Genomic DNA, 14,945 nt, shown 5'->3' on the forward strand with positions numbered 1-14,945 from the left:
GCCCCGCCGCCAAGATCAGCTCGTCCTTCTGTCGCGATCCGGTGCCCGACCGACCCTACCGATGACTCACCGTGAGCATCGGAAACGAAACGGCGCGGGCGTTCGCCGCAGGATATCGGCGCGGTTGACGCTCTGACGCGTGTGCGTCTGGCGTACCTGGTCCTGCACCGGGAACCGTACGCCGACAACCGGACGACCTGCGGTACCTGCGGGCGGCGCTGGCCCTCTGACCGTCGCGGTGCCGCCGTGGTGCCCGAGCCGGTGACGGTCGGGCACCACAGCGGTCGAGCGCGATGGCGGCTCAGTCCTCCAGCCGGTCGTCCCGGCATTTGCGCGGGGCGGAGACCGGGTTGCACCGTACCGCGTTCCCGCCGGGCAGTTGGGCGACGAAGTCGCTGTCGTAGCGGGCGGCCATGCCGACCGACGGGAAGTCGGTGGTCACCAGTTGCGCACCGCTGGCCAACGCGGTGTCCAGCCGACTGAACTCCTCGTTCTTGACCGTGCTCAGCGGCTCGTCCGACCGGGTACGCACCAGGTAACCCCGACTGACCAGATCGCGGATGACGGCCTCGTTGGCGCCGCGCGGGTCGTTCACCATGGTGATCGCCGCGTCCGGGTCGCCGGGGTTGCCCCGGGTGAAGACGGCGCGTCCCGCCAGGTTGGGGTGCCCGGCCAGGTACATGTCCCGGATCGGGCCGGGTCCACCGTTGTCGAGGAAGAACATCACCTTGCCCCGCGCCCAGTCCAGGGTGGGCCAGCCGTACCGCAGCACCGACTGCTCCAGCGTGAGGCCCGGCCGGCGCAGGTCGTCGGCGGTGATCAGCGCGGTCTCGGTGAAAACGGAACGGATCTCCCGGTCCAGGTCGTCGAGGAGGGCGGGGGTCCACGCCGGGCTGACCGCGCCGCCGGCCTGCTCCAGCCGGTCGTCGGTCTGCTTCAGTTCGAGCTGGAGCAGGATCGGCGAGTGGTCGGGGTTGGCCCTGGACCACTGGCGTACCTGCTGGAGGCAGGCGACGAACGTCCGGCAGGTCGTGTTGTAGTCGATGTCGGCAACGTGCAGCACCTTCATGCCTGGTGCGGCCATCGCCGGGTCGTCGATGGGGCCGAGCCCGGCGAGCTTCCGGGCGAGCGGGTGACGGTAGAGCCCGCCCTGCGGGTCGGGCAGCAGGTCCAGTTCGAGGCCACGCATGTGCTGCGCACCGAGCAGGTCCGGGATGGCCGCGTGCGAGTAGAAACCCCAGGTCGGATACGTCGGGTCCATGGCAACCGACGAGGCCAGCTCCGCGTCCTGCATCTCCCGGTGGTACGCGTTGTGGGCCCCCATGAACTGGAGCTCGTTCATTCTGACGTCGCCGGCCTTCGCGGCGGCGGAGGCGGAGCCCGCCCCCTGTACGACCCCGGTCAGGGCACTCGCGGTGACGGCGGCGGCCACGACGGCGGCGGCGACGGCACCCAGTCGGCCCACGGACGTCAGACGTTGTTTCCAGTGACTCATCGGCCCAGACTGGGTGATTTCGGTGTCTCCATAGTGACCGGTAACCACAGGTCGACCGGACACCTCATGAACCTTGGACGGTGAGCGGCAGCGTCCGCCGGGTCTGCCCAAGCGCTCTGACCATCGTCCCCGATCGTCGCGCGACGGGGACACGCACCTGGCGCCCCGGCGGTATCGTGGTCGGCCGTGACCTCCGTCAGGCGTGTGGTGTCCATTGTTGTCGTGGTGGTGGTGCTGGCTGTCGCCGCCGTGGTGGGTGCGGTGCTGATCCGGCGGCAGGTGGTCTACGGAACCGTCCTTGACCGCTCGTCGACGTCTGCCACCGTGGAGGTCGGCGACCGGTTCACGCTCAAGGTGCGGGACCGTGGACCGTCGGTGGGGGACAGCTGGTCGGCGACGACCGAGCCCGGCGACGTGGTGACGCTGGTCGGTGACGAGCTGATTTCGGACAGCCCGATTGACCGGATTTTCGGGGCGAACGATGGCGGCGGGGCCGGCCAGCACTACTTCCGGTTCGACGCGGAACGGGCCGGACAGGTGACGATCACCCTGACCAACTGTGTCCGTGGCTGCCAGACCGAGCGGACCAGGGCGGCGTCGGAGACGCTCACCTGGACGGTGACGGTCTCCTGAGGCTCAGCCCGGGTGCTGAGGCTCAGCCCGGCCTGCCCGCTCCCGCCTGTCGGCGGGCGGCCAGCACCATCGCGACGTTCTCCAGCCAGCGGGCCACCGTCTCGTCGTGGTCCGGGCCGGGATCCTCGACCGAGGCCGCCGCGAGCAGCCAGGTCGAGGCGAGGGCGGCCTGTTCCGGCGTCGGCAGCGGCTCCGGCAGGGTGACCGCGTAGCCGATCCCGCCTCTCCGGACCACCTCGGCCAGGAAGGTCAGCGACCGGGGCAGGGTGCCGACCCGGTCCGCCGCCAGTGCGGCGGCCACGGTCGTCTCCCCGGCCGGGCTGCCACCCGCCGTCAGTCCGGCGACGAGCGCCGCCGGCACGTCGATCGTCCGGAGCTGGTCCTCGTCCAGCCGTTCCGACGTCATCGGATCCCTCCTCACTCGGGCAGCCGGACGCTGGTGAGCTCGTTCGGCACGCCGTTGCCGATCGAGTCGAGCCGGCCGTTGACGAAGTCGTCCTCGTTGACCCAGACGGTGTAGCCCCACGGGTTGTAGACCTGGAGCCGGTCGCCGTCGTGCCCGATGACCATCATCTGGTGGCCGCCGTCGTCGTCGTGCGTGGAGAACGGCACCGCATGGCCCTCGTCCACGGCCCGCTCGATCTCCGGGAGCACCGCGCGCCGCTCGTCGGCGTTGTCGACCGCCCGGTTCTCGTAGTTCGCGCCGGTGTACGCGCCGATCTCCTCGTCGGCGATGGTGGCCGACTGGTCGTTCCGCATTCCGTCACTGCCGATCAACGGCAGGTCCTGATACCAGGAGCGGCCGCCGTCGTAGACCCGGACCTGTTCGTCCCGGAGCCGGTCGGCGAAGGCCTGGCCGTTGTCGTACGCGGGGTCGCCCGGGTGGCCGCCGGTGGTGAGTTGCAGCGCGTACAACGGGTCGACCTGGGCCCGGGCGGTGACGGTCGAGGAGGCCACGCAGGTCGGATACTGTCCCTGCGTCCACTCCTGGCCGTCGAACGTGGTGCTCTGCTGCCCCGGGGCCATCGGGCCGCCACCCAACGGGTTCAGGTGTGCGGCGAGCCAGGCCGGGTCGTCGCCGTACGGGCCGATCAACTGGTTGAACTCGGTGATCTTGTTGATGTCGTGTCCGGCGGCCAGCGCCCGCATCAGGTACGCGCGGTGTTCGGGGCTGCCCGCAGCGGCGAGCAGTTGCGTCATCCGGGCCCGGTCCGCCTCGCTGAGCCCGGCGAGATTGTCGGCCGCCCGGTCGGCCATCGAGGCGGAGAGGATGGCCGAGTCCACGCTGTCGCCGGTGCTGCCGGCGTCGGCGAGCACCAGCTCGTCCAGGGGGGAGAGCGGAGAGTCGGACAACCGCTGCAACCGGGCCTGCGAGGCGAGGTCGTGGAAGGTACTGGCGACCTCGCGGGACGTCTCGGCGAGGGCGCTGTGGGCGGCGACCCGGTCGCCGATCCCGCCGATGGCGAGCTGCTGCGCCCGGTGCATCTTGTCGCCGTCGTAGTTCAACGGGTCGATGAACGGGCCGGCGGTGATCTCCTCGGTCAGCCCGTACGCCTCCTGCAGCGGCGGTATCCCGTCGCCGTCCCGTTTCTGCGCGACCTCCAGGGCGTCGGCGAGCCTGAACAGCTCCTTGGCGATCCGGCCCAGTGCGCCGACGCCACGCTCCAGTCCGCGTTCGGCGGCGGCGAGCGCATCGGTCGCGGCGACCTGGGTCTCGCCGGCCCAGACCGCGGGCAGCCGCTGCCGCCGGATCTCACCGACCACCATCAGCGCCGCGTCGAGGCTCTTCTCGGCCCGACTGAAGTCGCCGGCAAGTGACTCCAGACCGGACGGGTGGCCGCTCGGCCCCGGCACCTGGATCGCGTTGCGCAGCGAATAGTGCAGGGCGCCCGCGTTCCACATGCCGTTCTGGTCGGCGATGTCGTCCTGGAGTTGCTTGAGTCGGGGCAGCGGGGTGTCGTCCGTCATCGCGGGCCTCCACCGAACCGGTCATCGGCGTTCTGGTCGGACCGCTCGTAGTTGGCGGCCGCCTTGTCCATCGCGTCGGCGAGTTGCCGGAGGACCTCGACGAAGTCGCCCAGTTCCGCCCACCAGTCCCGGGAGACGGCGACGTAGCCGTCGAAGCTGCCGTACTGGTCGAAGCCGAGGGGCTGGCTGCTGGACTGGGTGGCCAGGCTGTTCTCGATCGCCTCGAGGACACCACCCGCCGCTTCGTCCCGTAGCCGTTGCGCCGCCGCCCGCAACTCGGTCGTATCCACCCTGACCATCCGGCCGCCTCCCCTCGTCCGGTGAGCACGATAGCGCCCGACGGCACTCCGGTGGGGCCCCGCAGATGTCTGCGGGACGGGAAACCTATTGGCCGGTTGTCCCGTCGATCCGTTCCCGGATCAGGTCGGCGTGGCCGTTGTGCCGGGCGTACTCCTCGATCATGTGGACGTAGGCCCAGCGCAGGCTCAGCACGACGGTGCTGCCGTCGTCCCGGGTGCGGTGGAAGGTCTCGTCGAGGTCGCGGTCGGCGGTCGTCCGGCGGCTCGCCTCGACCTCGGCCAGGAAGGTGGCGAAGTCCGCCTCCGGATCGGCCCCCGGCACGTCGTCGAAGTCGCCGTCCGGGTTGTCGTCCGACCAGTAGAGGGTGTCGATCGGCTCGCCGGCGAAGTGGATCCGGAACCACCAGCGTTCCACCTCGGCCATGTGTCGGACCAGTCCGAGCAGGGTCAGGTTGGCGGGTTCGACGCTCGCGGTCTTCAGTTGCTCGGCGGTGAGGCCGGCGCACTTGAGCAGCAGCGTCTGTCGGTGGTAGTCGAGCCAGCCGTCGAGCATGGCGCGCTCGTTGCCGACGTACGGAGGGCTGGTGCGGGTGATGGCCGGTGCGGTCCAGGTCATCCGGCCATGATGGCGGCTGACCTTTCGGACCGCAATCGACTGTCGACTGTGGGCGGTTGTCCGGACGGGGTCGCGCGGAGCATCCGGTTTGTGATAGTTCTGTGGCAGGCCGGTAAGGCGGGTCCGGTCCGACCCGCAGATGAGGCCCGGTTCCGGGACAGAGCCCGGACACCTTCACCTGTGGGCTTCATTGACAAGCCTGTCCTGGTCGCGATGTGACGTACGGCGATCACGCGACCACACTCGCCCGCGCCCCGAGCTGGGAGCAACGGTTCCCGGGGCGCCCAGTGGACAGGAGTGACCCATGCACTCATCACATCCGAGCAAGGTCTCCACGCTGCGCGGACAGCTTCTCGGCCAGCAGTTACGGGCCCTGCGGGAGGAGATCGGGCTGACCCTGGAGGAGGCCGCCAGTTATCTCAACCGCGACCGGTCGGCGCTCGGCCGCTTCGAGCGGGCCGAGTGGCCGTTCCCGCGTCCGGACGTCCGGCTGCTGCTCGACTTCTACGGCGTGGTGGACCGGGAGATCCGGGAGCACTTCATCCGGCTCAGTGAGGAGGTCGGCCGACGTCACGAGTGGGAGACCGAGTTCGACGACGCGATCTACGACCGGAGTTTTGTGGACCTGCCGTGGCTGGAGGAACGGGCGAAGGCAATCCGGACCTTTGACGTCAGCTACCTGCCGGGCCTGCTCCAGACTCCGGCGTACGCCGCCGCGATCCTCCGCGTGGTGGAGGGCGACCAGCCGACCGATACGCAGATCGACCGCTGGGTGGCGATGCGGCTGGCCCGGCAGACCGTGCTCACCGGGCCGAAGCCGACAACGCTGACGGCGGTGGTTGCCGAGGCGGTGCTCCGGGCCCGGATCGGCGGCGACCAGGTGACCCGGGGCCAGCTCGACCACCTGCGCCACCTGGGCCGGCAGCGCAACGTCGAGGTCCGGGTGCTGCCGCTCGCGCTAGGCGGTGACGCCGGGGCATTCGGTCCGTTCCAGCTCTTCGAACTGCCCAACCCGTTCCCGCCGGTGGCCTATGTGGAGCATTTGGGAGGCCGACTCTTCCTGGAATGGCCAAAATCGACCAAGTTCGTTCAGGCGTACGATCGGCTCCGTGAGGTCGCGCTCCCCGAGCGCGAGTCCACCGAGCTGATCGCGGCGATCGCGGAGGAGATCTGATGGACGACCTGACCGGGGTGAAGTGGCACATCAGCACCCGCAGCAGCGGCGCCGGCGGCAACTGCGTCGAGGCCGGTCCACTGCCGGACGGCACTGGCCGGGTGGCGGTCCGGCACAGCCGGGACCGCGACGGTGCGGTGATCGTCTACACCCGGGCCGAGTGGGACGCCTTCCTGGCCGGCGCCAAGGACGGCGAGTTCGACTTCTGATCATCCCGATCAACGTCGAGTCGGATACCCGACGGGATGCGGCGCAGGCCGGTCCCGTCGGGTATCCCCGGCTGTGGGGCGCCTGGACGACAGGACGCTGAGCCAACCGATCCCGGGAAGGGCTGATCGGGTGTCGCTGACGCTGCGCGCGACGGACGTCGCCGGACCGACCCGCTGGCGCTGGCTGCTGGTCGACACCAACACCGGCCGGTCCCTCGCCGACCACCAGGTCAAACTCGACCCACACGCTACGGAGTACGAGGCCTTTACCGACCTGGCCGGCTACCTGCGCCGCAACCGACTGCCAGACGACCGGATCGGCAGCGAGACGGCGATCGTCTCCCGGATCAGTCGCTGGATCGGCGAGCAGGTGCTCGGCGCCGGGCTCGGGCGCCTGCTGACCGGCACCGTCCGGGTGGTGGTCCCGCCCGAGGCGGACTTCCTGCTGACCCGACCGCTGGAACTGGCCGAGGTCGAGGGTCGGCCACTCGCCCGGCGCGGAGTCAGTCTGGTCTTCGAACTGCCCGGCGGTGAGCCCCCGGTGGCGCACGGCAGACAGCCGGTCGGGGAGACCCTGCGGATCCTCGCGCTCTTCTCGCTGCCGAGCCGCCACGCGGTGCTCGCCCTGCGCCGCGAACGCTACGAACTGACCCGTACCGTGCGGGAGATCGCCAGCCGGTCCCGGAAGGCGATCGAGCTGCGGGTGCTGCAGTACGGCGTCACCCGGGAGCGGCTCGCCGAGACGGTCGAGGAATATCCGGGCTGGGACATCCTGCACGTCTCCGGCCACGGCGCGCTCGGCACCCTGGCCCTGGAGCAGGCGGACGGCAGCCCGGACGAGATCAGCACCGCCGAGCTGGTGGAGCTGCTCCGCCCGGCCCGGGAGCGGCTGAAACTCGCCGTACTCGCCGCGTGCAGTTCCGGGGCGGACGTCGCGGCGAGCACCCTGCGGATGCTGAACCTCGACGCTGCCGCCGACCAGGTCGAGGAGGCGGGCGGGAGTGGCCAGGGCGGCGAGGCGGGCGCCACCGACCAGGTCGAGGAGGTGGGGGAGACCGCCGGTGACCGGCCGGAGCAGACGGTCGCGGTCGGACTCGCCCGAGGGCTGGTCGAGCAGCTCGGGGTCGCGGTGCTGGCGATGCGCTACCCGGTCGCCGACACGTTCGCGGTCGAGTTGAGCCGGGAGCTGTATCCGCGACTGCTCGGTGCCGGGCAACCGGTGGACCGGGCCACCGCGATCGCCCTCCCGAGGGCCGCCGGACAGACCCCTTCCCTCGTACGGCCACCACTCTCGATCGGCATTCCGGCCCTGTTCGGCGCCACCGCGGTCGGCCTGCGGGTGGCGCCACCGTCCGGCGAGGCGACCCTCGACCCGTACGCCGAGCGGATGGCGGGTTTTCCCGACGAGCCGGAACGGTTCGTCGGTCGTACGCCCGCACTGATCGCGGCCAGCGGGGCGCTCGCCCCGCGCAGCGGCCGGTCCGGGGTGCTCTTCCTCGGCATGGCCGGAGCCGGCAAGACGTCCTGCGCCTTGGAGTTGGCCCACCAGCACCGGGACCGGTTCCAGCGGCTGGCCTGGTGGCAGGCACCCAGTCAGCCGGACGCGTTCGGCCAGGCGCTCAGCAGTCTCGCCTACGCGGTCGAGAGCCAGTTGGGCATCCCGATGGTGCACGCGGTCGGCAGCGAGACCGAACTGCGCCGATATCTGCCCCGGCTGCGGACGCTGCTGCGGGACAACGCCCTGCTGCTGGTGTTGGACAACCTGGAGACCCTGCTCTCCGAGTCCCGGACCTGGCGGGACCCGAACTGGACGCCGCTGGTCGAGACGCTGCTCGGGCATGGTGGGCTCTCCCGGGTGGTGCTCACCAGCCGGGTCGTACCGGCGGGCCTGGACGGCACCGACCGCCTGCTGAGGCTGCCGACCCACGCGCTCACCCTGGCCGAGTCGGTACTGCTGGCCCGGGAGCTGCCACACCTCGGCCGGCTGCTGCACGAGGAGCCGGTGCCGGACCGGTCGGCCGCCGAGGTGGCGGCGGACCGGGAACTGGCCCGTCGGGTGCTCGACGTGGTGCAGGGGCACCCGAAGCTGCTCGAACTGGCCGATGCGGCGGCGGCCGATCCGGCAGGGCTGGCGGTCCGGCTCGCCGCCACCGAGGCCGCCGGCCGGGACACGCCGATGGCCGCCTTCTTTTGCACCGGGACCAGTGAACTGGGCGGGGACGAGTACGTCGATCTGCTCGGCGCCTGGACCCGGTCCGTACTCGCCGACCTGCCGCCGCCGGCCCGTGGCCTCGCCGAACTGCTGGCCCTGGTCGAGGACGACGACCGCTGGTCGTACGTCGTCGAGTCGGTCTGGGCGAGCCTCTGGGAGCGGCGTCATGGCGGCGAGGCGGCTTCACTGGACGAGGCGGTGGCCGTGCTGACTGACGCCGCGATGGTGGCGGCGGAGTCCAGCGACCCGGAGTCGGCGGAGGATTCGGAGTCGTCGGTCAGCTACCGGCTGCATCCCGGGGTGGCCGAGGCGATGCGGGCCGACGCCGACCCGGAGCTGCGGGTGGTTGTGGACGACCTGCTCGCCACCTTCTGGGAGCGTGTCTGCGGGCAGGCTATGCGGATGGAGCGCCGAGGAGAAGAGGCCAGCTCGCTCGTGGTGCGGGCCGGACTGGCAGCCACGCCCTACCTGCTGCGCCAGGGGCGCTGGTCGACGGCAATTTACTTCGTGGAGCAGGTTGGCATGCGGGACGAGTCGCCGGCCACCAGCCGCCGGCTGCTTGGTTTCTCAGCAGAGATTCTTGCTGGGGAGGCCGACCCTGACCAGCGGCGGAGGCACGAGTTGGTTTTTGCCAAACTGCTGGTTGGGGTCGATCCGCCGGCGGCGCGGGTGCTGCTGCAGCGTGCCGTCGGCGCGGCCCGGGCCGCTGGAGACTTCGAGGCAGGCTCCGTAGCTGCCGGCGACCTGGCCAACCTGCTGCGGGACAGCGGTGATCTTACTGCGGCGTTGTCGGCGGTCGCCGAGCAGACGGAGCTGACCCGACTCGCGGGGTTGGGACCGTGGACCCGAGCCTCTGACGAGGGCCACCGACTACAGCTCCTCAGCCTGTCCGGGCGGTACCAGGAGGTGCTCGACCAGATAGAAGAGCTGCTCACCCGGCTCGACACTCTCCCTGTTGAGCCGGACCGCGCCGAGCGGGTTCACCCGTTCAACGTCCGGGAGGCAACCCTGGACGTCGCCTTCGACGCGGCTTGCGGATTGGCGGACTGGGAGGGGGCGCTGGCCTTTCACCGGCGGAGGTTGGACAGCATGCGGGCCCGGGGCGCGGACCCATATCACCTCGCCCGGATGGCTTTCAACGGATACGGCCCCCTGTCGCGGCTACGCCGGTTCGCCGAGGCTGAGGAGCTGTTGCTGCACTGCATGGCAATCTTCGAGGCGGTCGACGACATCTACCGCCTGGGGGTGGTGGCAGCGGCCCGGGCCGACCTCGAGGACGCCCGTGGCCGCGCCGGCGAAGCGGTGGCGAGGTCCCAGACCGCGCTACGCCTGCTCTATCAGCGCCCGGAACCAGGTCACCTGGCGGTCAGCCACTTCAACCTGGCCAACTACCTCAGCCGAGCAGCCGGACAGTCACCCGCTGACGTGGTGGCGCACCGGCTCGCCGCCGCGCTGCTCGAAGGGGCCAGCGGCCGGTCCGGCGGCTACCAGGAAAGCGTGACGTGGCTCGCCCAGGAGCTTGCCGAGTACGGCGAGGCGATGCTGCCAGGAGATCTGACGGAGCTGACCGCGCGGGTGGAAGACGTCCCGGGGGTCCGGTTCGGCGCGGTCCTCGCCGCGCTCATCTCCGAGCCGGAGCGGCGGGAGATGCTGTTCGCCGAGATGATCGAGGCTGTCCGCCGGTATCCGGTCGAGGATCGAATCGCACCGCACCTGGAACGTTGGGCGCCCCACATTCCGGTCGTGGTGGGAGCGGCACGGGGCAACGAGGAGGCGGTGCAGACACTGCGTCCGTTCCTCGACAACCTGGCTGCTACGCGGGACTGGGCGGCGCTGGTCGCCGTCGTACGCCGGATCATCGAGGGGGAGCGGGACGAGGGTCCGCTGCTGGACGGCCTGGACCGGATCGACACCGCGATCGTCCGGGCCATCCTGACCGAGTTGCACGGCGGCTCGCCCAAGGCGCCAGGCGCGCTGGCCGAGCCACCCCAGGCGTCACCCGCGCACGACGAAGGCCCAGCCGGAGCGTCAGGCTGACGGCGGGGCGGCGACGGCCTTGCGCAGGCTGCGTAGGCAGAGGTCGAGCGCGCGGTGCTTGGAGACGCCGTTCTCCCGGGTGTGCTGCCACGCCGCGTAGAGCAGCGCCCAGAGCGTCTGCACCACCCACTGTGGACCGAGGGCGGGGTCGAGGCTGCCGTCGGCGTGGCCGCGTTCGACGAGCCGGAACAGGGCCCGGTCGGCCTCGCTGTACTCCTCCCAGGCGCTGGTGTTCACCAGCTCCGGCTGGCTGAAGACGCACATCAGGACGTCGCCGAGTTCGAAGTACTCCTGGCAGATCCGGTCCAGCGCGTCCGGGGCCGGTCCGTCGTCGGGCCGGGCCCGGACGGTCGCCGCGTCGATCCGGGCGAGTACGTCCTCGCCGAGCGCGGTGAGCAGGTCGGCCCGTTCGGCGAAGTACCGGTGCAGGGTGGTGCGTCCGACCCCGGCCGCGTCGGCCACGTCGCCGAGGGAGGCGGCCGGGTGCTGGGAGAGCACCGTGACGGCGGCGTCGAGGATCGCCCGTCGGGTACGGGCCCGCGCCCGACTCTCGACGTCGACACCCACCCGGTCAGCCATGTCGGCGAGTCTAGACAGCAGGCATTCGTTGTGGAATATCGATTGCCTGTAGTGGAACATCTGTGCTCCACTATCGGACATGGCTGTCGCGGAAGAGATTGGCAATGATCAACTTTCCTGGGCCAGGTTGAGGATCCTCTGGTCGTTCGCCCGACCGCACACCGGCAAGCTGGTGCTGGGTCTGACCCTGGCCCTGATCGGGTCGGCCATGGGACTGGCCTCGCCGATGGTCACCAAGTGGGTCCTTGACTCGCTCAACGGCTCGACGTCTCTGACCGGGCCGGTGACCGCGCTGGCCGTACTGCTGGTGGTCGGCAGTGTGATCTGGCTGTGGCAGTGGATCCTGCTCGGCACCCTCGGCGAGCGGATCGTGCTCGACGCCCGGGAGTCGATCGTCCGACGACTCTTCCGGGCCACCGTGCCCGAGGTGACCCGCCGGCCGAACCGCGAACTCGTCGCCCGGGTCACCTCCGACACCGTACTGCTGCACCAGGCGACCTCGTCGAGCCTGATCGGCCTGATCAACGGCACGGTGATGATGGTCGGCACGCTGGTCCTGATGGGGGTGCTCGACCTGGTGCTGCTCGCCACCACCGTCGGCTCGGTGGTCGTCGTCGCCGTGCTGTTCGGCGTGCTGATGCCGTCGATCGCCACAGCGCAGGAACGGGCCCAGGAACACCTGGGCCGGCTCGGCGGCGTACTGGAGGGCGGGCTGCGGGCGATCCGGACCGTGAAGGTGAGCCGTGCCGAACACCGGCAGTCCGAGCGGATCCTCGCCGAGGCCCGGCAGGTGGCGACGTTCAGCGTCCGGGCCGCCCGCCGCGAGGCGACCGCCTGGACCATCGTCTGGTCCGGCATCCAGCTCGCCATCATCCTGATCCTCGGCATCGGCGCCTGGCGGGTCGGCGCCGGGCACCTGGAGGTCTCCAGCCTGATCGCCTTCCTGCTCTACGCGTTCGGCCTGATGGGCCCGATCACCGAGGTCAGCCAGAACGTGACCGCCCTGCAGTCCGGGATCGCGGCGGCCGGCCGGATCCGCCAGGTGGAGACGATCGAGCTGGAGGAGCCGGAGGAGACCGGGCCGGCGGCGCCGACGGTGGCCGGGCTGGGCCCGGACAGCACCCCGCTGCTCGAACTACGCGGGGTTTCCGCCGCCTACGGCCCGGACGCCGCCCCCGCCGTCCGGGACGTCAACCTGACCATCCCGCGCCGTGGCCACACCGCGATCGTCGGGCCCTCGGGAGCCGGCAAGACGACCCTCTTCTCCCTGATCCTGCGCTTCCTCGAAGCACAGCAGGGCGAACTGCTGCTCGACGGCCGGCCCTACCGGGAGTACCGGCACGCCGAGGTCCGGCAGCGTCTGGCGTACGTCGAACAGGAGAGCCCGGTCGTCCCTGGCACCATCCGGGAGAACCTGCTCTTCACCCACCCCGACGCCACCGAGGAGGAGCTGCGGGCGGTGCTGGCACAGGTCCGGCTCACCGAGAAGATCGACGCGCTGCCCGAAGGGTTGGACACCGACCTCACCTCGTCCTCGGTCTCCGGCGGCGAGCGGCAGCGGATCGCGGTGGCCCGGGCCATCCTGCGTACCCCGGACCTGCTCCTGCTGGACGAGGCGACCGCGCAGATCGACGCGCTCACCGAGGTCGCGATCCACGACGCGGTCCAGGCCCGGGCCGCCGAGTCGGCGGTGGTCACCGTCGCACACCGGCTCTCCACGGTGATCGACGCGGACACCATCGTGGTGATGGAGGCCGGGCGGATCCGGGCCCGGGGCAGCCACGCCGAGCTGCTGGCGACCGACGACCTCTACCGGCAGCTGGTCGAGGCGCTGCGGATCGCCGCCGAGTCCGGTGCCGACACTGATGCGGAGCCGGCAGAGAACGCGGAGCCGGTGCCGGCGGGGGCGGTCAGCGGGTGAGGGTACGCCGGGCCACGGTCAGCAGCGTGCCGTCGGCCCGGGTCCCCTCGATGGTCACCTCGGCGTTCCGCCCGTCGTGACACAGGGTGCTCACCGCGTTGCCGAAGTACGGCCCGTCGAGCCTGCGCCACCGGACCGGCGGACGACGTACCCCGGCGGTCCGGGCCAGTGCCTGGGCCACCACCGACACTCCCCGCCACCAGCCGACCCGCAGCAGCGGACGCATCAGCGCCGGGATCTGGTTGTGGATCGGCGAACAGGTCAACTGGTGCACCGGGGTGGCCAGTCCGCCGGGGAACCGGGCCCGGGCCACGTACGAGTGGTGCACGTCGCCGGAGAGCACGCTGATCGACGCCGGCGGCGGGTACGCCGGACCGGTGCCGACCCGGTCACCGGCTCGGCCCGGCTCGCCCGCGCCGAGCCGGGCGAAAACCATCGCGAGGGCGTCGAACGACCGGCGGAACGCGGCCCAGTGCTCCAGGTCGAGGGCCCGGCGCAGCCGTTCGGAAAGCGCCGCCACCCGGGGGCGGGACGAGTCGGCGAGTCGCTCGTTCCACGACTCCAGGTGGTGGATGCCGGGCGGGAGCAGCCACGGCAGCGACGAGCCGACCACCAGGTGGTCGTAGTCGCCCTGCACCTGGTTGGTGAACCAGGCCCACTCAGCCGGCGGCAGCATCGCCCGGTGCGTGCGGTCCAGTACCCGGCTGCCCCGGTTGTCCAGCACCACCAGCCGGGTCCGGCCGACGTCCAGCGAGTAGCTCCACTGGTAGCGCCCGGCCTGCGTACGCTCGTCCGGCCGTTCGCCCCGGCCGAGCGCGGCGTCGTAGCCGAGCGCCTCGGCGTCGACCTGCTCGCCGAACGCCCGCAGCACCTCGGTGGCGTCGCCGGCGGCGACCACCTTGGCGTAGACCGGGTCGGCGGTGATCTCCTCCGGTTCGAGGTTGCCGAGGTGCTGGTAGACCCAGTACGACGCCAGTCCGCTGGCGATCCGCTCCGACCACCAGGGCTGCCGGTGCACCTCGGTGCGCCACGGCGCGGAGGTGTTCCAGTCGTCGATGATCTCGTGGTCGTCGAAGATCATCACGCTCGGCACGGTGGAGAGGAGCCAGCGGATCTCCGGATCCCGCCACGACTCCAGGTACAGCTTCGTGTACTCGTCGAAGCTGACCACCTGGTCGGCCGGGGCGTCCGTACTCCGGTTGCGCCGCCGCCGTAGCAGCTTGCGCACCGTCGGCGAGGTCTGGTCCGCGTACACCTGGTCGCCGAGCAGCACCAGCAGGTCGGGCCAGTCGGCGGTCTCGTCGGGCGCGGCCATCATCCGCCGGGCGTACGCGTCGAGCGCGTCCGGCGGCAGCCGGCGCGCGGTGGCGTGCTGGGTGGTCTCCCGGCAGGAGCCGAAGACCAGCCGCACCGGCGGGTCGTCCTCGGCACGGGTCCGGATCACACTCGGCGGAAAGCGGGACTCCGGCTCCGGCCAGACCGGCTCGTCGTCGAGGAGCACCTGGTACGTGCTGGTCGTACCGGGGCGCAGACCGTCCACCACCACGATCGCGTAGTGGTGGTCGAAGGCGGAGAAGGTGGTCGCCGCACCGGCCGCCCCGTCCGGGGTACTGACCCGGACCACGGTCGGTGCGCTGGTCTCCACCCAGACGGTGGCCCGGGTACCGACGACCCTGCGCAGCACCGGGCCGATCAGCAACCGGGGAGCTGGCCGGGAGCTGGACATCGACGACCTCCGAGCGGACGAGGAGTGGTGGACGCATCCTCCTACCCGGCCCGCCCGTGGCGCTACCGGTGATCAA

12 protein-coding genes are annotated in these 14,945 nt (G+C 71.2%); 5 read left to right on the top strand and 7 right to left on the bottom strand.

The genetic code is table 11. From position 1 onward, the window contains the following. Positions 1–301 precede the first annotated feature (301 nt). Positions 302–1,495: a phosphatidylinositol-specific phospholipase C1-like protein gene (locus tag ABGB05_RS14585; protein WP_347653817.1), complete on the bottom strand. Its 1,194-nt coding sequence runs from the start codon at positions 1,493–1,495 to the stop codon at positions 302–304. A gap of 186 nt (positions 1,496–1,681) precedes the next feature. Between ABGB05_RS14585 and ABGB05_RS14590 the strand changes: the two genes are divergently transcribed. After that, complete coding sequence (locus tag ABGB05_RS14590; RefSeq protein ID WP_347653818.1) at positions 1,682–2,128, top strand: protease inhibitor I42 family protein; 447 nt, start codon at positions 1,682–1,684, stop codon at positions 2,126–2,128. Positions 2,129–2,150: 22 nt separating this feature from the next. Here ABGB05_RS14590 and ABGB05_RS14595 read toward each other — a convergent pair whose 3' ends face one another. The 4 genes from ABGB05_RS14595 to ABGB05_RS14610 all read right to left on the bottom strand — a co-directional run bounded on the left by ABGB05_RS14595 (position 2,151) and on the right by ABGB05_RS14610 (position 5,011). Continuing rightward, positions 2,151–2,534 carry a hypothetical protein gene (locus ABGB05_RS14595; RefSeq protein ID WP_347653819.1) on the bottom strand — a complete coding sequence of 128 codons (384 nt, stop codon included), beginning with the start codon at positions 2,532–2,534 and terminating at the stop codon, positions 2,151–2,153. Positions 2,535–2,545: 11 nt separating this feature from the next. After that, positions 2,546–4,096, bottom strand: a complete 1,551-nt coding sequence (locus tag ABGB05_RS14600; protein WP_347653820.1) for a hypothetical protein — start codon at positions 4,094–4,096, stop codon at positions 2,546–2,548. Further along, the gene (locus ABGB05_RS14605) at positions 4,093–4,395 is read right to left on the bottom strand and encodes a type VII secretion target (RefSeq protein WP_347653821.1); all 303 of its coding nucleotides are present in this window, start codon (positions 4,393–4,395) and stop codon (positions 4,093–4,095) included. Before ABGB05_RS14605 ends, ABGB05_RS14600 begins: the two co-directional genes overlap by 4 nt. 85 nt (positions 4,396–4,480) lie before the next feature. Continuing rightward, entirely contained in the window at positions 4,481–5,011 is a 531-nt protein-coding gene (locus ABGB05_RS14610) for a DinB family protein (RefSeq protein WP_347653822.1), read from the bottom strand. Between the two features lie 304 nt (positions 5,012–5,315). Here ABGB05_RS14610 and ABGB05_RS14615 point away from each other — a divergent pair, with 304 nt between their 5' ends. The 3 genes from ABGB05_RS14615 (at position 5,316) to ABGB05_RS14625 (ending at position 10,643) form a co-directional block, all read left to right on the top strand. Then, positions 5,316–6,185 carry a helix-turn-helix transcriptional regulator gene (locus ABGB05_RS14615; protein WP_347653823.1) on the top strand — a complete coding sequence of 290 codons (870 nt, stop codon included), beginning with the start codon at positions 5,316–5,318 and terminating at the stop codon, positions 6,183–6,185. Beyond that, positions 6,185–6,394, top strand: a complete 210-nt coding sequence (locus ABGB05_RS14620) for a DUF397 domain-containing protein (RefSeq protein WP_347653824.1) — start codon at positions 6,185–6,187, stop codon at positions 6,392–6,394. Before ABGB05_RS14615 ends, ABGB05_RS14620 begins: the two co-directional genes overlap by 1 nt. A gap of 130 nt (positions 6,395–6,524) precedes the next feature. Next, the gene (locus ABGB05_RS14625) at positions 6,525–10,643 is read left to right on the top strand and encodes a CHAT domain-containing protein (protein WP_347653825.1); all 4,119 of its coding nucleotides are present in this window, start codon (positions 6,525–6,527) and stop codon (positions 10,641–10,643) included. On the opposite strand, the gene ABGB05_RS14630 is transcribed toward ABGB05_RS14625, so the two are convergent. Next, entirely contained in the window at positions 10,635–11,222 is a 588-nt protein-coding gene (locus ABGB05_RS14630) for a TetR/AcrR family transcriptional regulator (protein WP_347653826.1), read from the bottom strand. The genes ABGB05_RS14625 and ABGB05_RS14630 overlap by 9 nt on opposite strands. 127 nt (positions 11,223–11,349) lie before the next feature. Between ABGB05_RS14630 and ABGB05_RS14635 the strand changes: the two genes are divergently transcribed. Beyond that, positions 11,350–13,143, top strand: a complete 1,794-nt coding sequence (locus ABGB05_RS14635) for an ABC transporter ATP-binding protein (RefSeq protein ID WP_347653827.1) — start codon at positions 11,350–11,352, stop codon at positions 13,141–13,143. On the opposite strand, the gene ABGB05_RS14640 is transcribed toward ABGB05_RS14635, so the two are convergent. Beyond that, the gene (locus ABGB05_RS14640; RefSeq protein WP_347653828.1) at positions 13,133–14,869 is read right to left on the bottom strand and encodes an alkaline phosphatase D family protein; all 1,737 of its coding nucleotides are present in this window, start codon (positions 14,867–14,869) and stop codon (positions 13,133–13,135) included. The genes ABGB05_RS14635 and ABGB05_RS14640 overlap by 11 nt on opposite strands. Positions 14,870–14,945: the final 76 nt, after the last annotated feature.

The sequence above is a fragment of the Plantactinospora sp. B5E13 genome (assembly GCF_039871775.1).
Taxonomy (GTDB): Bacteria; Actinomycetota; Actinomycetes; order Mycobacteriales; family Micromonosporaceae; genus Plantactinospora.